This is a genomic window from Cloacibacterium sp. Arc13 (assembly GCF_041431305.1).
In the GTDB taxonomy this organism is placed as follows: Bacteria; Bacteroidota; Bacteroidia; order Flavobacteriales; family Weeksellaceae; genus Cloacibacterium; species Cloacibacterium caeni_B.
The window spans coordinates 53,329-76,784 of sequence record NZ_JASMRM010000014.1 but is presented as its reverse complement, the minus strand read 5'-3'; the positions used below and the strand labels follow the sequence as shown (position 1 = coordinate 76,784).

The window sequence follows — 23,456 nt, the reverse complement described above, 5'->3', positions numbered from 1 at the left end:
AGCAAATACCTTAATAAAAAAATAATAAAGTAATGAGCAAAAAAATAGTAACTTTTGGATTATTGACATTTTTTGGAATTTTAATCAAAAGCCAACAGATTGTATTCAATGACAAGCTTTTTGCGCAAATGACGAAAGATCATGCGGTAAGATTGGCAAGCGAACAAACATTTTTAAGTTCCTATGAAAAGCAAAAACAACTGTATGATGATATTAAAAACAAAACCGCACAAGTAATTGCCATTCAGGAATACATTTACCAGCAGCTCAAAAATGTCAATTCAGCGCTTACTCAAAGCAAAAAACTGATGTATCTCTATCAGTATTTAGGAAAGGTTGTGACCAACTCCAACAGAATGCTGGATTTATCAGCACAACATCCTGAATATGCTGTTTTGGTTTCCAAATATTATGTAGAAATAGGAAATCAAACGATGAAACTTAAACAAGAAGTTTCGCAGGAGATTCTGAATGAAAATAAAGATTTCTTGATGAATGCCAGTGATAGAGAAATGCTCATTGAAAAAGTATTTACAAGAGTAAGAAACATCAATGGGAACATTCTCTATATCATTTTAAGATTAGAGAATGCCAAGAAAATCCCTTATCTGTATCAGATTCCCAAGCTTCGAAATTATATCAACATTGACAAAGCAATTGTAGGAGATATTATCACAAAATTCAAATACATCTTTAATTAAAAAAAAATAGATAAACAGATGAAAAATATAGTTAAAAAAGGAAAATTTTTCCTCTTACTATTTATTGCGACTTCAGCGTATGGACAAAGTATAAAGAAATTAAATGATCCCTCCATTGTAGCCCAACACAAAAGAATGACTTATGAAAGCTGGGGAGATTGGCGACCTTATCCTAAATACTTTTTAGGCATTCAAACCAACTTTGCCTACGCCACAGTTTGGGGAATGTGGGCACCGAGCATTAACAGAGATTACAAAAATGGCAAAGACATTCGTCCATTAAAACCAAACGGAGAACAAAATTTAAGATTAGCCCAGTTAAAATTTCAGGAAGAAGAAGCAAAAAAAATTAAAGCTGCTTCTGATACGATTTACAAAAGAAGTGTTCAGGATTTTGCGCATTGGACTTCTGCAACCGTTGATGCTGATCCATTGTGGTTGTTGTATTACAAACGAATGCTGAAACCCATTACTGAATTCCCCAACACCCCTCAAAATTTTATTGAATGGAGACTGAAAGACCAGCAAACGTATGAAACGCTCAATACTACAGGCACATTAAAAAGATTGCAGGAAGAATTGGATCTCATCAAAGAAAAATATGCGATGTCCAGAAGTATGGAAATGCCAAGAGGAAAACGGTTCATCATGTACCACGAAACGCTTATCAAATGGAGAAATTTTGTACAAGAATTAAAGAAGTACAATGATAGGACTACGCTTCTATTAGATTATAAAAATATTTTTAAAAATCATTTATCTACTGCTTTAGCCAACCAATGGACACCTGCTTCGGATAAACAAATTGTCCGTAACACCATGCAACAATATAAACACCGATTTTAAAAATGAATAAAAAACTCACCTTATTATTTTGTCTTTTGGCAATAGCATTGCCAATTATGGGATTTTCCCAAACAGACAGCGATTACAGCAATCTGCTCCAATTTTTAAAAGGCGACGGCGCTTTCGAAAAATGGTTTATGGAAGTCTTTACAAAATTGGACAACAGCGTTCAGGATAGCGCACAAGGCTCTGCTTTGGTAGGAAAAGCCATTGGAGGATTAGGAGCTTTGATGTATCTCGGATATATGGGTTGGCAAATGGCAGCTGGAGACAGAGAATGGGAAATCACACCCATGCTAAAACCTATTCTGATTGGATTTACTCTCGTTTATTGGACAGGATTTGTCAATCTCATTCAAGCCCCTTTTGAAGCCATAGCGCAACCTGGAATTGCCATCTTCAGTGACATCGAATCCGAAGTTAATGATTTGCGGGTTCAAAGGTTCAAAAAGCAACAGCAACTATTAGATGCTGTTATCAAACTCAATGCGGAAGAAGATGCCAAACAGGAAGTCATCAATAACACCAGTCAAAACGCAGATGATTCTTGGTTTGATGTAAGCGAGGGATTGGATAAATTGATACAACCCATCAAAGAATGGCAGATTAGAATGCAATTTCAAATGCAAAAATTAGTCGCTGAAGTCATTGAATTTGTCTGCCTTTCCATTTTGAGAATTTGCGTGTATCTCATTTTCTTTATCCAAAAAATTTGGGCATATATCCTTATTATTTTAGGCCCTATTGCGGTTGGAATGGCATTAGTTCCAGGATTTGAAAATTCCTTGTACAGCTGGGTATCTAAATTCATCAATATCAATCTCTACACTTTTGTAGCTTATACGATTATCAATATCGGACAGCAATTGATTGCTTCTGGCTATACGATGGAAATTGAAAGATATGACACTTTATTATCCAACGAAACCATTACCAATTTAGATGCCTTAATGGTGTATGTAAGTAATTCGGGAATGATATATAACCAACTGTTTACCTGCGTTGCCTATATCGTTACGGGAATCGGAGTTCTGATGACACCCACCATTGCCGATACCATTGTTACTGCAGGAGGAGCTGGAGCGATGACCAAAATGAAAAGTGCGGCAGGAAAAATGGCAAGCAGTGCTAAAACAGCAATATTAACTGCAAAAACTGGAGGAGCTTCTACAGTCGCAGTAGCAACAAAATCCGCAGCAGCAGGTTCTGCATCGGGAAGAGTTCAGGAAGCCATGAAAAACGGAAAATAAATGTGATTAATAGTTAATTATCAATTATCCATTACCAACAACTATCAACAATCAACCAACAACTAAAAAAAATGCTTATTAAAAATATAGAACAAAGAATTAAAATCAACAAGGTGGTTTCCATCTCCGCCATCGTGTTTGCGGTTTTCATCGTTGTTGCAGGTTTCTTTTTTGCCTACAGAATGATTGAGGATTCCCGAAAATCCATTTATATTTTAGATAATGGAGTTCCTGTACTGGCAAAGCAAACCGATGTCTTATTGAATCGTCCTGTGGAATACAAAGCACAAATTGAGCTATTTCATCGATTGTTTTTTACGCTTGCGCCAGATGATGCCTACATCAAGGACAATATTCAGAAATCATTGTACCTCATAGATGACAGTGGGAAAAAAGAATACACCAACTTAAAGGAGAAAGGTTTTTACAATCAAATTATTGCCTCTAGTTCAATGGTCAGTATTCACGCTGATTCTATTGCGCTCAATATGGAGCAAAGGAAGTTTGCTTTTTTCGGAAAGCAGATGATTACCAGAAAATCATCAGTTATTACAAGAAAGCTAATCACTGAAGGTTATTTCGATGACATTATCCGAAGTCCTAATAATCCTCATGGCGTGATGCTTAAAAACTGGCGAATCCTAGACAACGAAGAAATCTCTAACCAAACTAAAAACTCGTACTAAAAATGAATACTACACTAAAACAAACAGGACAAAAATGGCTGAATTGGGCAAGTCAACATCCGAAAAAATTCTTCATCTATTCGATGGTATTTTTATCGGTTTCCTTTATTGGCTCTCTCATTCATGGCATCTTTTTCCCATCCGATAATGCTTTTAAAATAAAACCTCCGATTTTGTATTCCAAAAGTAAGATGGAACAAAATACCACCACAAACAATGAAAAGGAAATGGCAAAAATAGTAGATGAGCTTAAGTCACTAAAAGTGAAAAGTGACCGTAAAGAATTACAAAAAGAAGACAGTTTAAGAATTGACTACTTGTTTAACCAATACCAAAAATTACGAAATGGCCGGTAGCACCGGAGGCATTTTATCTAAAAATTAAAAAAAATGAAAAAAATTGATTTCAAACAGAAAAAATACATCTTGCCTCTATTAGCATTGCCGTTTCTGTTGCTATTTGTCTATGTAGGTGCACAATTTACGAAAGAGGACAAACCAAAAGACCAACCTAAAGAATTGTCTCTTTCGCTTGGCGAAACACAGGATTCTATTATGACGAAGAATGATGCGTACGATGCATTTTTCAAAAAAGACGACAACAGAACCATGTTGGAAGGTCTGGACAAAGAAGAGGACAGCTTATACAACTACGATGACCAATTGTCATTAGTTCAAAAAAGAAAAATTGATTCATTAAAAGCCGTTTCTTCAAGACAAAACCAATATCGTGAAAAAGGAAATCCATCTTCTTACTATAAGCCTAACTCATCTCAGAGAGAAGACAAAGATTATAAAAGATCTTCAGAAATTATAAGAATGCTGAATGACAAATCTTACGGAAAGCAAGAAAATGAATGTGATTCAGAAAGTCCAAAAGCTCCATCCAAAAATGATCCACAAGATCCCGTAAAATATCTGAAACAGCAAATGTTGGTCATGGATTCTTTAGAAAAAGCACGAGATCCTGAATACCAAAGCAAACTTGCAGCAGAACAAAAACTTAAAGCCAGTAAAGAAAAAATGAACGAGTTTCTTAACTCCACTTTCAATGTCAGTAAATCAGGCATTAATAACGATTTCAATGCTTTTTATAAAGAAAAGGAAAACAGCTTTATAAAAGCAGTGATAGATGAAAATAACAAAGGTTTTCTTGGAAGCAGGATTAGATTTCGACTGTTGGAGGACATCTTCGTAAGCAACAGAAAAATAAGCAAAGGCTCCATTTTATACGGACAGATTTCGGGATTTTCGATGCAAAGAGTTGATCTTACAATTGTATCCGTATTCACGAAAGGAGAAATTTTCCCAGTTAATCTTTCCATTTATGATGTGGATGGTATGAAAGGATTGTATGTACCCCAAAGTGTTTTCAGAGATATGATTCGAGAAATGGGAAGTAATTCCGTCCAAGGAACTCAAATGGATATGGGCGGACAAGGATTTTTTACCAGTCTTGGTTCTAAATTATTTACATCCACTTCCAAATCCATTGCCAACCTGATTAAAACCAACAAAGCCAAATTGAAATACAATTCTTATGTATTTCTGATTGACGAAAAACAATTGAAAGATTTACAAAACCAACAAAAAATAAAATAATGAGAACGATATTATATAGTCTGTTACTAAGTACAGCTCAATTTTTAACTGCACAAACGGCAACAAAAGAACAAATCATTTCTGATTTACCAGAAATAGAAATTACAGAAGGCATCAACCTGCATATTATTTCACCAGAACCGATTCAATACATTGACTTATCTACACAAAAACTCACAGGAGATTTACCAGCTACCAATATTGCCAGAATTAAAATTACTGACAATCCTGACGTTAATCAAAAAGAAAAAATAATAAAACCTGTTTTATTTTCCAGCGGAGATACTGTTGGAATTATAACGGTAGTAGGACAATCTTTTATTGCACAATACAAAGCCGTTTACAGAAATTCTGAAAACTTAAATACGGTCACCAATATTCATATTCAGCCCGAAGATATGCAACCCATTGAGTTTGATAAAATGGTTTTTTCTAATCTTGAATTGAGAAAATTTGCAATGGATATTATTCGAAAAAAATCAGAAAAAAATCCAATCAGAAAAGAGAAAAATCTTCAACTGAATATTCAGTTGAACAATGTATATGTGATGAGTGATTATATTTTTTTGGATATGACTTTTAAAAATAATTCCAATTTGAGTTATGACATTGAAGACTTGAAATTCTCTTTAGAAGACAAAAAAATCTATAAAGCCACCAATAATCAAAGTATTGAGATGATTCCCATTTTTCAACTGAATCATCAAAAAAACTTCCGTAAAAATTTCCGAAATATCTATGTATTCAAAAAATTCACTTTTCCAAACTCAAAAGTAATGATGATACGATTAATTGAGGAACAACTTTCTGGTAGAACCATAGAAATGAAGATCAATTATTCTGAAATCCTTAAAGCCGACACATTCTAGGGGCAGTGCCTTTTCCAATTTTTTAATCTTTTAATCCATTAATTTTTTAATTCAAGAAATGCAAGAGCAACAACATCAAATCAAGATTTACGGTTTCTTACAAAAAGCAGTTTATGCGGTTGTGGCATTGGATTGTGCATCACTTTTTTATCTCAATGCGAATATTCCAGTTGTATCCAATTTATTGAAAAACTTCTCAAAGCTGAGTTTTATTTACCCTCCTATCAATGCCAAGTTTGCCACATTGATTTTGATAGGATTGGTAGCTGTTGGAACGAAAGCCAAAAAAAAGAAAGACTTAAATATTACTACAGAAATTGTATTACCGATTGTATTAGGACTGGTAATGGTTTTTTCATCTCTGATTGTGCAGAATGAAGCAGGAAATACAAAACTTCCAAAAGTATTTCCCGGAATGAATCTGTATCAGGTTATCTATGCGGTGCTTTCATTTTTAGGTGCAGTGATCCTCCAAATGGGAGCAGACAGTATTTCCAAACTTATGCAGCAAAAAATGGGAAAAGACCGATGGAATGTAGAGGAAGAATCTTTTGACCAAAATCAGGAATTGGTAAAGTCCGACACGAATATCAACATTCCCTATTTATTCAGATACAGGGGCAAAAGCAACAAGGGCTGGATTAACCTGAATCCCTTTCGTGGAACGATGGTTATTGGAACACCTGGCTCCGGAAAATCTTTCGGTGTGATTAATCCCGCAATCCGGCAGATGATTGCGAAAGGTTTTTGCCTTTGCATTTATGATTTTAAATTTCCCGATTTAGCACAGATTGCGTATTACCATTATTTACTCAAAAAAAGTAAAGAATCAGATTACAAGTATAGTTTCAATGTGATTAACTTAAATGAGGTAGAAAAATCAAGGAGAGTCAATCCATTTCATAAAAAATATATCCAAACTTTGGCGGAAGCACAGGAAATGGCAGAATCGATGGTTTCCTCATTGCAAAAAGGAGGTTCGAGTTCAGGGGGTGGTTCTGAAGCATTTTTTACCCAATCAGCGATTAATTTTCTGGCTTCCTGCATTTACTTTTTTGCAAAACTAGAGAACGGAAAATATTCAGACTTACCCCATATTCTTTCTTTTATGAATCGGAGCTATCAAGAAATTTTCGATGCGTTGTTTACCAACGAAGAGATAGGTTCCTTGCTTTCTCCTTTCAAGACAGCGTACGACAACAAAGCGTTTGATCAATTGGAAGGACAAATAGGAACATTAAAAATATTCCTTTCCCGATTGGCAACCAAGGAAAGCTTCTGGGTATTCTCGGGAGATGAAGTAGAACTGAAAATTACCGACAGAGAAAATCCATCTATTATAATTCTCGCTTCCGATCCAGGAACACAGGATATTAATTCGGCGCTGTATTCTGCTGTTCTAAATCGAACGTTACGCTTGGTTAATTCCAAACATAATTTGCCAGGAGGAATTATTGCCGATGAATTTCCAACTATTTACATTCATAAAATCGACAATGTAGTAGCAACCGCAAGAAGCAACAGAGTTGCGGTACTATTAGGATTGCAAGAAATACCACAGCTTCGTCAGTTTTACAAAAAAGAAGTTGCAGATACAATTTCTGCCATTGTTGGGAATATTCTTTCTGGTTCAGCAAGAGATAAAAATACGTTGGAATGGCTTGAAAAACTCTTTGGTAAAATCAAGCAAAAATCGTTTTCCCAGTCTATTTCCCAACAAGGAACAACAACTAGCATTAACGAAAAAATGGACTTTATGATTCCAGCAGGAAAAATTGCAGCATTAAGAACTGGAGAAATGGTAGGAATGATTGCGCAAGGAGAAGAAAACGATACTGATGAATACAAGACATCTGCGATTAACGGAAAAATCAATTTGGATATGAAATCCATTAAGCAAGAAGAACAAAATTACGTTCCGATGCCAGTTTACTATTCATTTATAGACAAAGCAGGAAACAATCGCAAAGAAGAAGTTTTGATGACCAATTTCAGAAAAATCAATAATGAAATAGAACTCATCGTCAATGAAAATATAAAAACAGCATAAATGAAAACCATAGAAAAATATTTTATAGCAGTGTTAATATTGTCTTTTCAGATAACAGTTTTCGGACAGTTCAATACACTAACACCTACACTGCCGAAGAAAACGGAATCTGCAAAAGCAATAGAGCAAGTAAAAGAAACAGACAATCCGAAGCTAAAAAAAGAAAGAAAGTCGTGGAAGGATTTTTTTAACATTACCTCAAAAGCCAAACTAAAAAATGAACTAGATTCCTTGAAAGCGATACTTAAAGAAAATTCATCCGCCAACAACAAAAAATGGGATAGACAAAAAATGCAGGATTCCCTGATTTTAGTTGCCCAAACTAAAATGCTCATTCATTCTCAAAATGGTAAGAACCAATTGACTCAATACGATTTTGTAAATAAACCAAGAGAGAAGAATTTTTCAAAAATCGTAATGCCATTGAATAGAGAAATCTCCATTACATCACCTTATGGAACAAGAATGCATCCGATTTTCGGAGCATCTAAATTTCATAACGGAATTGATTTGGCTGCGAATTACGAAAATGTATATTCGGTTCTTGACGGAATCGTTACGGAAACAGGCTGGGACAATAATGGTGGTGGGAATTATATCAAAGTCAATCACTTTAACCGTTTTGAAACGGCTTATCTCCATCTTTCTGAAATTTATTATCGTGTCGGAGAGTTTGTAAAAGCGGGGTTTATCATCGCCAAAAGCGGAAATTCAGGAAATTCAACTGGACCGCATCTGCACTTTTCCGTGAAAGAATTTGGACAAAGCATCAATCCTACTCATTTTTTAAATGACCTCATAAAAGTAAACCAATTAATCGCTACCTATTATGCAAAATGAAAATTTTCCAACCGAAGAACTGAAGAAATTCGGTATTATCAATGAAGATTTATCCTTCTCAAAAAAACTAAATGCAGATGATATTCAGAAATTCCTACAAGGATACACCATCGTTGCCGACAACGACAAAAACAGGGCGACTTTTCAACTCACTGAAAATAATACCCAACTAAAAGTTATCTTTTTGGAAAGAGACAAAAGCCTGTCAGAAATTTTGGAAAAAAGTAAAGAAAAGATTCAGTATTCTGAAACAAGAGCACAATACAATGTTAATGAAAATCGACATTCGGCTCAATTGGGTTTTTCAAAACAAGCATTTGTTTTTGACAAGGAAACAGCTACCGTAAAGGAGCTGGATCTTATCAAAAATGCTTCTGAGTTTACAAAAATAATTACTGAAAGAAAAAATCCAGAAGAAATCAGTCTATACAAATTGGAACTTGAAAAGCTGAAAAACTTTCTCTACGATAAAATAGACCTATATCCAGAAATCGCCAAGAGAATTACAAACGACCTGAATATCGTTTCCCGAGAAATTGATTCTGTGAACAGCATTACTCCAGATGAAAAACAAATCGCAAAAGAAAATAATTCTGATGTTCAGTTGAATGTTAATGACAGAGATCTATACGAAGATGCCAATCGAAATCGAGAGGAGCAAGAAGAACAATCGGAAGAACAAGAAAAGTCACGAAAATTTAGAAGATAAATTAATTTAATTTTTTTTTAAAACAACTTAAAAAAATATGATGGGCAGTGAATCATTCCGATTTGAAGAAGCGGATAGTAAAAATCAGAAGAGTTCCCAACAATTAGATTGGGAAGAAAACAATCTAAATTTTGAAGATCTGTTTTCACCAGATGACTTTAAAGAAAAAGACCAAAAATTAAATATTAACAATCAAACCCCAAACATTATGGAAACACAAAAAGAATTCGACCAAGTGGAATATCTAAAAAATCAGATGAAATACCTCGGTTTCGGCGAAGGAGAAAAACTTCACAAAGATTTAGAAAAAGGTATCAAATCTAAAAATCAACAATTTGAAATCAAAACCACTTCCGACAAAGCATTGCCTGAAAACAAAGTGGACTTTACCTTGAAGTTTAACAAAACAGATAGTGGTGGTATTTTTCTCAATTCGTACAACGCAAAATTGACAAACGAAAAAAATGAGGAAATTTCTCACAATTTCCCAGTCAACAGAGAAAATACTTTTACGGCAAAAGAAGCCATTAATCTTTTAGAAGGCAGAAGTGTGAAAATAGAATTTCACAATCCGAAAAGCGACCAGCAGGAAACCGCTTTTGTCCAGTTCAACTTTGAAGAACCTAAAACAGAAAAAGGAAATTATCTGTTTCAAAATTTTTATAAAAATTACGGTGTGGAGACCGACAAAATTGTAGAAAAATCCAACCTTATTTTTGACAAACCCGAATACAAAGAAAACACCATCAAATCTTTGGAAAAGGGAAATATCGTAAAGGTGAAATTTGAGCAAGATGATAAAGTTATAGAAGGAAAAGCCATCCTTAATCCTCAAAACAGAAACCTGAAATTGTATGATTCTGATATGAACCGAATCAATACCAACAAACCGTTGGAAGGTCTCGAACAAGACAATAAGCACGAAAAAAACAACGTGAAAGAACAAAGCATTAAACGATAAAATAATACCTGACCCTAATCTGAAAGCGGTAGGTCTTAATGATTTGCCGCTTTTTTTAATAAATCAAAAATGAAAAAATATATAATATTTCCATCTTTATTTCTGCTTTTTGTTTTGATTTCTTGTCACAAAGAAATTAAGTCAGAAAAAGGCGGAATCGACATCATTTCCAATGTGTATTTTGATGCTTCCAAAGGATTAAATAAGATGCAGAATTTTCACATTTCTAGGCTCAACTATCAGAATGATTCCATCATTGAATTGGTTCCTGATTTAGAATTTCCAGAAATGACGACTGCTACTTATTTCATCAAAGATTCTGTTTTTTATGATTTGAATAATAACACTTCAACCGTTTTATCAGAACTGCAAAAAAAGCAAAAACCAACTTTGGTGTATGCCAAAACGATGGGAGCTGTCTTCACCAAAGAACCGCTTATCAATTACAAAAACCGCAGAAAATTGAGTGACACTATTCTTTTCAAAAAAAAATACAAACGTTTTGAAATCAATTCTCCTTGGAATTATACCCGATATTACATTTATCCGACGGATACGATTCTGCCTTATTCGCTATACAAAGAAGTTGGCAAGGATTATCACGGGAGAATTGAAAGAATAGATTCCTACGATAAAAAGAAAGACATCTTTGTAACCCTTCAGTTAATTCCTAGAAAAAATTGGGACGATACCGCCAAAGAAATTTTTGAGTTTAACCATTTTGTGAAAAACAGAAAAAGTGAGTGACAAAGAAACTTTAAGTCCTTTTGTTGAGGATATTTCCGTTGAGGAAGGAAATAAAAATGAATTGATTGTCTTTAAGAATCATAAAGACAAAGAATCGTTTTTGGAACTTTTGAGGTTGAATCATCAAAACAACAACAGAACTCTGGTAACACTCAATGCCGATGAAAATTCCAAAAGATTTATCAATCGATTTCAAAACTACGAAGGTAAAATATTTCTTTGTTTGGAGGGAGATAGAACAGGAAATATGCAGACACTCAAAATTCTTACGGAATTTAAAAACAAAAACATCAAGGATATCAGAACTTTGTACGGAATTTCAGAAAACGGAAACCAAAATCTCAATGAATATCTACAAAATAAACTCCAACGTAAAGATAAAAATATTACTTTAGTTGAATCAAAAAAAGCACAAAATGAAAGAGACAATACTCAATCCGAAAGAATTTCCAACGTTGAGCACTTGGGATCCGAATCTACTGGAAGAAATCTTGGAAAATTTGGCGAAAACAGCCAATCCAAGCAAAACGAAAATCACACAAGCGGACAAAGATTGGGCAGCAACAATGCTGGAAATGGACTTGCAGACACAATCTGGAAGCATTTGGTCGGAGACAGAGAACGAGAAAGAAGATTCGATGACCATCCACAACAGAATGATGATGAAAAAAATGAGGGAAGAAAACATTCAGTGGGCGGAATCGTATCCTGGAGAACTGTATCCAATAAATCAGAAAGAACATTAAATTCTAATTCCACAAATCATGAGGAATTAGATATTCTTATTTCAAAATATAAAGGTCAGAAATTGACCAATGAACAAGTTGCAGAAGTCGTTTCTGCAGCTTGTTTTGTTTCTAACAATCAGAAAATTCTTCTCAAAGAAAATCTTAATATTACTGATGATCTAAAAAAAATCTGCAACCAATACAAAAGTGGTGGTACAGCGAAAGAAGGTAGAGGAATTTTAGATGAATATTACACCGATGATAAAATTGTAAATTCCGTTCGCAACTTAATCAAAGACCAGTTACAAAATAAAGTAGAAATTTCGGTTTTAGAACCAAGCGTTGGAACGGGTAATTTTCTTTATGCTACAAAAGATTTAGCATTAAAATCAATTATTACGGCATTTGAAATCAATGAAACCACCGCAAAAATCACAAAAATTCTGCATCCCGAAGCCGATATTAATCTTCGTTCTTTTGAAACCGAATTTATTGATGAAAAAGGAAATAAAAAAGATGACTATTTGGTGTATGATGTAGTCATCGGAAATCCGCCTTACGGCGAACATCGTGGCTTGTACAAAGGTTTGGGCGAAGAACCGAAAATCTCCAAATACGAAGATTATTTTGTAAAACGTTCTTTAGATTCTTTAAGAGCAGGCGGAATCTTGGCAATGGTGCTTCCTTCGGGTTGGTTGAATAGACAAAAGAATCTACAAAATGCCTCTATTGTAGAAGGTTTTCGTTTGCCAAACGGAGCTTTTGCAGGAACTCAAATCGGAACGGACATTATTATTCTCAAAAAAAGTAATCAAAAAATTTCTACAGATATTTCCAATTACTTTGAAAATAATCCTTCAAGAATTTTAGGCGAAACACGAGAAAAAACCAATCGTTTTGGACGTTTAGAAAACTATGTTCACGGAAATTTAGAAGAGGCTTTGGCAAAAATTCAACAGTTTAAAAACAAGAAAGAAACCGCAAGAATCGGAAATCTTTTTGAAGACTTATATTTAGAAAATTCTGAACCTAAAATCGATGTAAAATTTGATGCAAAAGTTGAAAATAAAGTAAAAAATGAAAACCAAACCGATGATAAAGATTTAGATTTAACCGAAGCTCAAGAGAAAGTTGAAACGGCACTTTCTCAACTCAATAATATCAAATTTAAATCTCCTACGATTATTTCAGAAATAAGAAAATATGAAAACCTTCGAGAAAATTTAACTACAAAACCAACATCGTTTTCAGAGGAAAATTTAAAAGAACTCATTGAAAAAAGTGATAGGATAATTTCTATTCACAATACAAAAAATCTGAACGAATATAAAATTCAAACTAAACCTGAACTCAAGAAAGGAATTCTAAAATATCAGTTTTCCAAACCCGATGAAATTGTCAATACTTCTTTACAAAACAGTTCTGAAATAACACAAGAACAAATTGAAGCTTTCAGAGATACGGCTTATGATGGAACGCTTAATAATCACGAAAAACATTCTCAATTCGCAAACTATATTGAAGGAAAATGGGCACACGATTTTTATTATGCTGAAGGAAATATTTATAAAAAATTAGAACAGTTAGAGCTAGATTTCAAAGATAAATTTTCAGTTGGTGGAACGATAAACCAGTATGAAAAGCAAAGGGAACTACTTCTCAAAGTTCTTCCAAAACCAAAATCTTTAGACGAAATCTTTATTAGTCCAAATCACGAATTTGTACACCAATTTGATTTAGGACAAACAGAAAAGAAAACTTATAACTATGCAACAAAACGAACCGAAACTGTTATTGTTGATTACAACCTTGCAGAAAAGTTCAAAAATTTTGTAGGTACTTTATCCAGTGAGGCTTTTGCAGGTTCTTCAGCTTGGGAAGTGCGAAGTTTTGTAGATAATGAAACGGTTACTGGAAGCGATAAAGAAAGAAATGCCTTAGTCAGAGAAAGACGAAAAGTTGCTGCAAATGATTTGTTTTACAAGTTTGTTCGGGAAGAATTATCTGATGATATAAGAAATCGTTTTGTAAAAGAATTCAACAGAAATTATAATAATATTCATGTTCCTGATTATTCTCAATTTCCATTGTTTTCAAAAATTCATCAAAACTTTAAAGGAAAAGAGCTTCGTTTAACCGAAGTTCAAAAATCTGGAGTAGGAAGATGTACAACGAAAGGCGTTAGTTTATTAGCTCACGAAGTCGGCTTTGGAAAAACATTGTCTGGTATTCTTTCCATGCATGAAGCGATGGAACGTGGAAATGCTAGAAGACCTTTGATTGTAGTTCCAAACGACAGTATTCTCAAACAATGGGTAGAAACCATTTTTGAAACCATTCCGAATGCGAAAGTGAATGTTCTTGGAAACCTTGGGAAAGATTACGACTTATCAAAATTTGAGAATAAAGACGGGGAAATTACCATTGTGACTTATGAAGGTTTCAATAATATTGGCTTTTCAGAATGCATTACCCAAAATCTAGCTTCAAAATTTTCTTACATTTCTGAAAACGAATTAAAAAGTCTAAACACCATCAGTGAAAGAGATTTCCAAAAGGAACTTGAAAAAGTGAAAGAAACAGAAGGGAAAATGAAGCGTGGTAAAATCTATGATTGGGAAGATTTCGGTTTTGATCATCTCACTTATGATGAAGTTCACAACGCCAATCATATTGTTGGAAAAGTAAAGATTGAAGACCGCAGGTTTGCTTCGGATTTTAGAAGTCAGAACCAACAGACTTCCAAACTGGGGATTAATACTTGGATGGCTGCTCAATATATTCAAGAGAAAAACGATGGCAGAAATGTTACACTTCTTTCTGCAACGCCTTTTACCAATAAGCCTTTAGAATATTATTCTATACTTTCTTTAATAGCCAATAAACGTTTAGAAGAATCGGGATATTTCAATGTGAATACTTTCTTTGAGACTTTTATGGAGGCGGATAATGATATGGAAATTGATGCTAAAGGTGATGTGAAATTTAAAGCCAATGTCAGAAGATTCAAGAATAATTCTTTGTTTCAACAGCTTCTATCCGAATTTATCGACATTAAAGGCGAAGAGGATAATCCCGAACTGAAACGACCTCATAAAATCAATAAAAAATATAAAATTGAGCAGAATGATTTAACCAAGGAGCAATATGAATTACTCAATGAGAGCTTTAATGAAACACAAAAAGGGGCAATTCTTACTCATATTCTAAATGCGAGGCTTATTGCAATTTCTCCATACTTATCGCCTTACTATGATGGTGAAAATCCTTCTACAAAAGAATTTATTGAAAATTCTCCAAAGTTGAAGCAAACAATAGATTTAATTCAACAAAATAAAAAAGACATTCCGGAATCTGGACAAATTATCTATTCTGAATTAGCGGTAGCAGAGTTTCCAAAACTCAAAGAATATCTCATTCAGGAAATTGGTTACAAACCAGAAGAAATCGGAATTATCACAGGAGCAACAAATAAAAATCAAAGAATTGCAATTCAAAATGATTTTAATATTGGAAAAATAAAGGTAGTTATTGGAAGTGAAGCCATCCAGGAAGGAATGAATCTTCAAGAAAATACGACGGATATTTATATGCTTTCTTTGCCTTATAATTTCACATCATTACGACAAGTAGAAGGACGAGCTTGGAGACAAGGAAATAAAAACGAAAATGTGCGAGTTAATTTTATGCTGACAAATGACAGTATTGATGTTTTTATGCTTCAAAAATTGCAATCTAAACAGGCAAGATATTTAGAAGCAATGAAAAAAGGTGCTGATGTGTTGGATGTTTCTGATATAAGTACGCAAGAGCTAAAAACAGCCATCATCACCAATCCTGAAACCAGAGCCAATATTGAAATAGAGTTGATAAAAAAAAGAATTGAAAGCGAAAAAAATAAACACCTTGCTGATATTGCTTTTGTTTTGAGAAAACATCAAGATTTTTTAAAAGTACAAGAAGAAGTCACCAAAGCACAGAATAATTATAATAGGATTCTTGGTTATTCAAAAGATGAAGGTGAAAATGCAGAATATTGGAAAAACCAATTACCGTTTTATCAGAAGTCAATTGATTTAGCTAGAGAAAAAGTACAAGAGGAAGTTGATATTCTTTCACAAAAAGGCGTGAATGTGATGGAGATTGCACAGCAGACAAAAATTACTGAAGATAAGATTGCGGAATTGGATAAAAGATTGGAGAATTTACCTGATGTTCGGGAGAGTTTGGTTTGTAAATATAGGGAGGAGAAGGAAATGCAGTTGAAGGTTAATGAAAGGAAAGACTATGTGGAAGAGAGAAAGGTAGAAAACTCCGAATTATTTAATGCTTCACAATTTGGAATGATTGAAAAAGAAAACAATGTAATTTCTTTTGAAGATGAACAAAAATCTCATGTAATGAGAAGGTAAAAGAAGTACATCTACTTCTACTAAAAAATGGTCAATGCCAATCCAAAATTGGGTATTGTTTTAAACCAATTTATGCTTATTTTTGACAAAAGGCTCAGATTATATCGTGACTAATACACCTTAACTTTTTAACTTACACACTTTGTGGGATAGTGTCACTTATTTTTGGTTACATCTAAAGAATAATTATTTCATCCATCTCTGCATATTAGCATGAAGTCTAATCCTTTCGTTTACAGTAAGCAAATTTATTCTAAAATTTGGAGTTTTCTTAACCTCTTTTAGATGAGGATAAGTAGCCCACATTGCATTTTGAATAAGATCTTCATTACCGGAGTCTATCCTGTTATTAAAATCTTCAATTACTAAATTCAAATTATGCTCCATTTCTGTTCTATTCATTGGAGGAGGCATTCCATATTTTTTATTGTTCATTTTCGTTATTTGTTTCTGTTTCAAAATTCCCTAAATCACGAATGTTTACACTCATTGCAAAATTTCTAATCATTTCATTGATTGTTAGTAAATTAACTCTTTTGTTTGGTGCGTATCTGGCTTTCATAATTTCATTTTCAAGATGTCTTAAGTGACTAGATATAACTATTTTCCCACCCATAATATTCTCACCTAAAATATTTAACTCTCGCTCAAAGTCAGTTCTTGAGTCTCTATTCCCTTTTCTGCTATCAAACATTAGTTGTTAATTATGTTATAAACCAATTCAATATTATTCTTATCAATTCTATGAGATACAGCGTTATTTAAAGCATGTCTTAAAATATATTGGTACCTTCCAATAATTCTATCTTCATTATAAAAACTTCGACTTAAATATTTATCAGATTTTGCTACTTCAATTTTTGATAAAGGGTAACAATACTCATGTATTAGCTGATTAAATGTTAAACAAAATTTATTATCTAGTAACATTTCATCATTTAAATCATCTATTCTATCTTGTATAGATGCAATATAATCTTCTTCAAAAAATACTTCTCCTGTAAGAATAATAGATTCAGGAATTGAATTTTGAATTTTTGAATAACATTGATTATATCCAATTTTATTGAGATTGATACTCATATCTAACAAATTTTTCTTAATAGTAAAGTGTTTAATTTTGCTTATTTCGTCTTCTAATTCTGGATTTTTAATTAGACAATCTTTTATTAAAATAGGATTGTTAATTGAAATTTCTTTCAAAATTAGTCCAGATAATTCGGTCGATAAATCTGGCGTGTTGGAAATACAAGCTTTAATCAAACGCTCAATAACTAAAGGAAAATAATTTGATATTTCTTCCAAAATATTTAAAGTTTTACCCCTAATATAACTAACAGGATGATTTAAATGCCAAATAATGAAATCAATAATTAATCCATTTGAGTTATAATTATCAAAACCCGAATCAAACCAAGAGTATTTCTCTTTTACTTCACTATCGGATCTAACCATAAAATGGAAGTGCTCAGCAATTATTTTATATATCGTTTCAATTTGATTCTTGTTCAGTTTATCTTCTAAAAACCATATAATATCATCACACATATCCCAAGGTTCATATTCAAATTGTAATATATTTTCTTTTAGATTTTTTATTACTGATTTATCGTTTGGAAAAAGGGATTTTAGCTTTTGTTTGGTTTTTTTATGAGCATTAGAATAATTATTCATCCAAATACTTACCCTTTCTGTTTTGAATAAATTTAGACCTTGATTTATATCCATTTCAATATCTGAGCTTGAATTTGAATCATTATATAAATCAAAGTTATTTTTTTCATTTATAGTGTTTTCACTTTTATTTTCAATATCTTCATTTAATCCCCAATTAATATTGTGATTTAGCAAATACCCTTGTAATCTTTTAACATTGCTTATCGTTAGTTCTTTTCCTATTCCAATTAATAAGCTTTTTCTATCATCATTACTAATTAAAGAATTGGAGATTAAATTTGCAAAACTCTCAATTATTTTATCAATATTACCATCTTCTAATTTTTCTATATCATTTAGAATATTTGAAATTTGTCTACCAAAATAAGTTATATATCTAAAGTTATCATCATTGATAGTGAAAACTTCACATAATGCCCACTTCAAATAAGGATCAATTTCGGAATATCTTAGAATTTCTAAAATGCCACTTTGTTCTACTATACTTCTTGCCCCTAAGCAATAACCATCTCCAACTCTAGGTGCATCAAATGAACTAATTTCGGCATTTCTAATTAACGTTTTCGGGGGAGGTAACGTTTCAAACTTATAATATTCTAAAGCCTCATTTAATTTTTCGTTTTTAATTAAAGCTCCTATAAAATTTTCTTTATTATCTTGAACATATCTCTGAAATGTCATTTCACCTGATGCATAATCTAGAATTGAAGCAAATTCTTGAAGAATATTATTATTAGGAACTGATTTTAAATTTTTAAGAGTTGTGTTAATTGGTGTTAATTGTGCCTCTTTATACCAGCTTGGTCCCATTGAGGTATTTAGTACTTCTTGAAATGCTAATTCTGATTCGGATTTAAAATTTAAAATTCCATATACTTCATTAATTTTTAATAATTCTTCTGTTCTTTCCCATCTGTTTTGAACGCCATTTATAATATGTTCTTGCCATAGTTTAATTAATGGTAATATTTTGTTTCTGTCATGTCGAATTAATATTAGTGAGTTTATTATTTTTTGCAATGATTTTCGATAACCTTCCGTATAGAGACCTATTTGATTAGGACACTTGATTTTTAAAGATTCTAAAAATAACTCTAATCGTTCATTATCAAACTCATTAATTAACATTACTAATTTTGTATATAGTAAAGGAAAAATTTGTTCAGGTAATTGATAGCTTCTTTCCCAATGGCTTCTATAATCAAAAGTAAAACTAATGCTTTTGACAATCTCTTGTATTTTATCAATTAGAAAACTTGATTTTTCTATAAGGAGGTTTGATGCTTTATAATAATATGCTTTCCCTTCAATAAAATGAATTTCTTCAATTAACGTCAGTAAATCTTTTTCCCAGGTATTATGAGACCATTTTTTATGACTTACTTTAAATTCATTAGAATTATCAATGAACCCTAAACAATTATACTTTAAACATAGATTTTCATAGTTAAATCTTTCAAAATCAACACCGTTTTTATTTCTTATTTCTACTTTTCGGTCAGTTGCTAAATACTCCCCTATAATAGATTTTAGCAATTCGGGTTTAGTAGTGTTACTTAATAATGATAATATGATATTTGTAATGGAACCGTTCTGTTTTTGATAGCCAAAGTTTTCTATCAAAAACTCAATGTCCTTTGATAATTTTTTTTCGTTTAAATCTTTGTAATGATTTGGTAAATTATAACTATTTAATTCTTTTTTATAGATCAAAAGAGAAGTTGCATAAGTGTAAGCCCATGTATCATTTATTTTTATCTTAGGAACTTGCATCATTTTTTGAATGTCCATGTTCATACTGAACCGCCTTAATAAATATGCATTATTCCATGCGCAACAATGATCTCTAACAAGTTGAATAGTTTCTTTATTTTGATTTTCAATTGATAAATCGTTAGATGGGTTAGGCATTTTTCTTAATAAATTCATATAATTTGAAAATATCATTTGTGAATCTCTTAACTCTTCATGATTAGACGACTCATTGCTGGAAAGAATCAAAGTTTGAGCTTTAATTACAAAGGTATTAAAACTAATACCTTCGCCTTTAAATCCATCATGTATGGATTTTCTATATTCCTTATCAATTGCTTCTTCTAAAATAGTAGCTTCCTCAAAAGCCTTGTTCTCATAGAAATGTTGTAGAAAATGAATAGCATCACTTGCAGATATTAATAGTGTTTTTCTCCTTACAATATATTTAATTGCCTCTTTATATTTTTTATTTGCTATTAGTGCTAAAGTCATTTCATGAGCATATTCAACAAATACGCTATTGTACCTGAAATCAATTCTTTGGAGCAGTAGCAATAGTCTAATTAATTCAGTTGTAAGTTCTAATTCAATTGATAAACTTATAGTGTTTTTTATATCAGATACTACTAAATCTGGTTCGATATGATTAAATGCCATTTTATCAGCCCAAACTTGGTTGCAACTTTCAACAGCTTTTTCAGGGGAATTTGATAAGCCGCAGTGGTATAGCATATTAGTTAATGAGTAGTCAGAATCAGGATGAGCCTCACAATAATTTACTATCAAATCGTTACAGCTTCTCAAGAGTAGGGGAACTTTACCTAATATGAATTCCTTAAATGAGTTGTGATAAATTTCTAATTTATCATCGTTTTTTATTAAATAGCTAATTTTTGGAAATACTGAATAAAACTCATTTTTTATTTCAGGACTAAGAATTTCAAAAAACTCCTTTTCATCAATAGCTTGCCTTAATTGAGATAAAAATAAACATATCCATAATTTATTTTTGTCTTCATATATTTTATACCAAATGGAATTATAGTAGTTTTCTATGTTGCCTCCAATATTGGGAATATTATCTATCCATTCTTTTAACTCGTCTTTGTCATTGGAAATTTCAGAGTTGTTTATATAATCTATCAAATAACGCATATAAAGAGGATGCCCTTCAGATTTGAGTGCTATTTTTTGAATGTCTTCAAAATCAACTATATCTTTTTTTAATTCCTTTAGAATGTATTGCTCACACTGACTTATATTTAAAGGTGAAACAGAAATACTTTGAGTTGCATTAATGTTATTTTTGATATCACTAGGTAAAATTTCTTTTGAAATGCATGAAAGTACTATTTTAATGTTTTCAGGAATATTCATTGATAGAATACCCAAGAAATCTTCAATATTTTTAACTTCATCTAAACCATCAATAAATAATAATCCTGTTAAGTTATTATTAAATAGATATTCACTTAAACCACTAATATTATAATTTAATGCTTCTATACGTTTTTCAAAAGATTCAGATGTTTTTGGGGGGATATCTCCAGTTAGTAAAATAGAAATAGTTTCTTCTAGCCAAGTCAAAAAATATTCTTTTGACATTCTCAAGCTTTTTGGCTTATCATCATTTGGAACTTTAACAAAATATTTTCCTAATATTAATGCGTCTTTTTCAACAGGTATATAAGATGCAATATTAAAAGTCTTGCCAGTACCTGGATTTCCTTCTAATAAAATCCAGCTTCCAGTTTCTTTTACGCTTTCATCTAATTTATTAAGAACATCATAATTGTATGCAATATTTTTAATATCATTGTTTAACTGTCTTGGAATATCATTTATTGATTCCTCTATATGAACTTCAATATTATTTTCTCGTAAGAAATTTTCAAATTGATTAATTGAAATTGCCCCTAATTTATCATCAAGTTGGCTTAAAACAACTCCTACAACTTTTCCGTTTGAAATTAATGGAGAGCCTGAAAGTCCTTCATAGTTATAGTTTACATCTATTTCTTGACAATTTAATATCGTATTATATTTTTCCCCGTTTACTATTTGGTTAATAGTGCCATAAATTCTCAGTCCTTCGACTTCTCCCTGATATGGGAATCCAAATGATTCCCAAGTTTCATTAATTCGGATATTTACAGAAGCTAATGGTAAAAAACTGATATTATTACACTCACAGGCTAATAAACAAATGTCATTTTGTTCATCAATAGACAATATCTTACACTTACTAATTTCACTATCATTAAAGTTTAATTGAATTTTGTCTTCTTCAATCTTTTCTTCCAAAAACACATGATAAGTCGTTAAAATAATATTTGGAGTAATAAAGAATCCTGTTCCTTGTTCTTTTTCTTTATAAACTATTTTAACTACCGATTTTTGAATTTGTTGAGGGGTTATTATTCTATCCATCTATTTTAAAGCCTATCTTGATTGGTAAGTTATTACTTTCTATTATTTTATAATTATATTTTGTTTCGAAGCTTTGATTTTTAAAACATTCTATGGAATCTAAATTGTAATTGAAATAAAGATTTCGGGTAAACTTGGTTTTTCTGCACACTATTCTTGCAATTGTTTCATTATCAGGATGGTTATGAATTAGTCCGTTTGTTGAAAAAACAAATTTGTCTGAATCAATATAATTTAGCAATTCAACGCTTGTATTATTTTTGCTTCCATGATGAGATATTTTTATTAATTCAAATTGTAATGGGAATTCTTCTTGTTTGTAATGTTTTTTCAAACTCTCTATAATTACTGAAGGATGAGAATCTGCTAAAAAAAGTAACTTTGTATTCTTATATTCTATTATAAATGAAATAGAACTTCCATTCGTTGCTGTATCATCTTCTATAAAAGATTCATTTAAAAAGTCTTCAATATTAAATGAAGTACTTGAAGATACATTTTTTTTCTGCAATCGTCTTTTTTCTTTTTCTAATGATACAATATATTCAAAGGCTTCTTCATTAAAATCTGATAGTTCTGAATTACTTGAAAAGCCTTTTTTAAACAACTCTTTTTTCCAATATTTTTTTAAATCTTTTAACTTATTATTGTTTGGGGAAAGGATTTTTATATAAATGTCTTCTGATATTTTAATTTCTAGCTCATTATCAATAGAAACGGCATTCTGATTAAACTCAGAATTCCATGAATACTGGTATTTATGGATTAATGAAGCTAAAGTAGAGCCTTGTACAGCAGAAATATTTCTTTCAATTGTCTTTTTTTCTTCTTTTATTGAATAATTAATTATTAATCCAGAAAGAGGTTTGCCTTTAAATATTAAATTATCCTCGATACAATTTACATGTCGAAATGAATTATGCCAAATGTTATTGATTCCGATTATTGAATCTTTTTTGTTCTCTTCTATAAATTTAATGATGCCTGAAATATGGTCATTATCAATATGTGTTACAATCAGATGAGAAATTTTTTTATTTTCCTTTGATAGCTCAAAAAGCTTAGGCTTAATATAGTTTTTATATGTATCTACATAACCTCCATCAATTAAAATAATCTTATCCTTTATTTCTAAAAGAAAAGAATCTCCATTATTTGCTGGGTATATTGTAAGAATCATAGTTATGAGTTTTT

At 31.8% G+C, this 23,456-nt stretch carries 17 protein-coding genes; 13 read left to right on the top strand and 4 right to left on the bottom strand.

Going from position 1 to position 23,456, the window contains the following annotated elements; all coding sequences use genetic code 11:
• Positions 1–32 precede the first annotated feature (32 nt).
• The 13 genes from QO190_RS10550 to QO190_RS10490 all read left to right on the top strand — a co-directional run bounded on the left by QO190_RS10550 (position 33) and on the right by QO190_RS10490 (position 16,400).
• Positions 33–701, top strand: a complete 669-nt coding sequence (locus QO190_RS10550; protein ID WP_371463293.1) for a hypothetical protein — start codon at positions 33–35, stop codon at positions 699–701.
• Between the two features lie 18 nt (positions 702–719).
• Positions 720–1,547: a hypothetical protein gene (locus QO190_RS10545; protein ID WP_371463294.1), complete on the top strand. Its 828-nt coding sequence runs from the start codon at positions 720–722 to the stop codon at positions 1,545–1,547.
• A gap of 2 nt (positions 1,548–1,549) precedes the next feature.
• Complete coding sequence (locus QO190_RS10540) at positions 1,550–2,797, top strand: hypothetical protein (protein ID WP_371463296.1); 1,248 nt, start codon at positions 1,550–1,552, stop codon at positions 2,795–2,797.
• 71 nt (positions 2,798–2,868) lie between these two features.
• Complete coding sequence (gene traK, locus QO190_RS10535; RefSeq protein WP_371463298.1) at positions 2,869–3,483, top strand: conjugative transposon protein TraK; 615 nt, start codon at positions 2,869–2,871, stop codon at positions 3,481–3,483.
• A gap of 2 nt (positions 3,484–3,485) precedes the next feature.
• Entirely contained in the window at positions 3,486–3,839 is a 354-nt protein-coding gene (locus tag QO190_RS10530; RefSeq protein WP_371463299.1) for a hypothetical protein, read from the top strand.
• Positions 3,840–3,872: 33 nt separating this feature from the next.
• Entirely contained in the window at positions 3,873–5,084 is a 1,212-nt protein-coding gene (traM, locus tag QO190_RS10525) for a conjugative transposon protein TraM (RefSeq protein ID WP_371463301.1), read from the top strand.
• On the top strand, positions 5,084–5,953 hold the full coding sequence (locus tag QO190_RS10520; protein ID WP_371463303.1) for a DUF4138 domain-containing protein: 870 nt from the start codon (positions 5,084–5,086) through the stop codon (positions 5,951–5,953). Before traM ends, QO190_RS10520 begins: the two co-directional genes overlap by 1 nt.
• 58 nt (positions 5,954–6,011) lie before the next feature.
• Complete coding sequence (locus tag QO190_RS10515) at positions 6,012–8,003, top strand: type IV secretion system DNA-binding domain-containing protein (RefSeq protein ID WP_371463305.1); 1,992 nt, start codon at positions 6,012–6,014, stop codon at positions 8,001–8,003.
• Positions 8,004–8,843 (top strand): M23 family metallopeptidase, encoded by an 840-nt coding sequence (locus tag QO190_RS10510; RefSeq protein WP_371463307.1) that lies wholly within the window; start codon positions 8,004–8,006, stop codon positions 8,841–8,843.
• The gene (locus QO190_RS10505) at positions 8,833–9,552 is read left to right on the top strand and encodes a hypothetical protein (protein WP_371463308.1); all 720 of its coding nucleotides are present in this window, start codon (positions 8,833–8,835) and stop codon (positions 9,550–9,552) included. The genes QO190_RS10510 and QO190_RS10505 overlap by 11 nt, the downstream gene beginning before the upstream one ends.
• Before the next feature lie 37 nt (positions 9,553–9,589).
• Complete coding sequence (locus QO190_RS10500; protein WP_371481325.1) at positions 9,590–10,513, top strand: hypothetical protein; 924 nt, start codon at positions 9,590–9,592, stop codon at positions 10,511–10,513.
• Between the two features lie 69 nt (positions 10,514–10,582).
• A complete protein-coding gene (locus QO190_RS10495; protein WP_371463312.1) occupies positions 10,583–11,260 on the top strand; it encodes a hypothetical protein in 678 nt (225 codons plus the stop codon).
• Positions 11,253–16,400, top strand: a complete 5,148-nt coding sequence (locus QO190_RS10490; protein ID WP_371463313.1) for an Eco57I restriction-modification methylase domain-containing protein — start codon at positions 11,253–11,255, stop codon at positions 16,398–16,400. The genes QO190_RS10495 and QO190_RS10490 overlap by 8 nt, the downstream gene beginning before the upstream one ends.
• 186 nt (positions 16,401–16,586) lie before the next feature.
• On the opposite strand, the gene QO190_RS10485 is transcribed toward QO190_RS10490, so the two are convergent.
• Genes QO190_RS10485 through avs1a form a run of 4 tightly spaced genes read right to left on the bottom strand, consistent with a single transcriptional unit; the run spans position 16,587 to position 23,442 of the window.
• A complete protein-coding gene (locus QO190_RS10485; RefSeq protein ID WP_371481323.1) occupies positions 16,587–16,802 on the bottom strand; it encodes a hypothetical protein in 216 nt (71 codons plus the stop codon).
• Between the two features lie 22 nt (positions 16,803–16,824).
• Positions 16,825–17,094: a hypothetical protein gene (locus QO190_RS10480; protein WP_371463316.1), complete on the bottom strand. Its 270-nt coding sequence runs from the start codon at positions 17,092–17,094 to the stop codon at positions 16,825–16,827.
• Positions 17,094–22,262, bottom strand: a complete 5,169-nt coding sequence (locus QO190_RS10475) for a trypsin-like peptidase domain-containing protein (RefSeq protein WP_371463317.1) — start codon at positions 22,260–22,262, stop codon at positions 17,094–17,096. Before QO190_RS10475 ends, QO190_RS10480 begins: the two co-directional genes overlap by 1 nt.
• The gene (gene avs1a / locus QO190_RS10470; RefSeq protein ID WP_371463318.1) at positions 22,255–23,442 is read right to left on the bottom strand and encodes an AVAST type 1 anti-phage system MBL fold metallo-hydrolase Avs1a; all 1,188 of its coding nucleotides are present in this window, start codon (positions 23,440–23,442) and stop codon (positions 22,255–22,257) included. The genes QO190_RS10475 and avs1a overlap by 8 nt, the downstream gene beginning before the upstream one ends.
• Between the last annotated feature and the right edge of the window lie 14 nt (positions 23,443–23,456).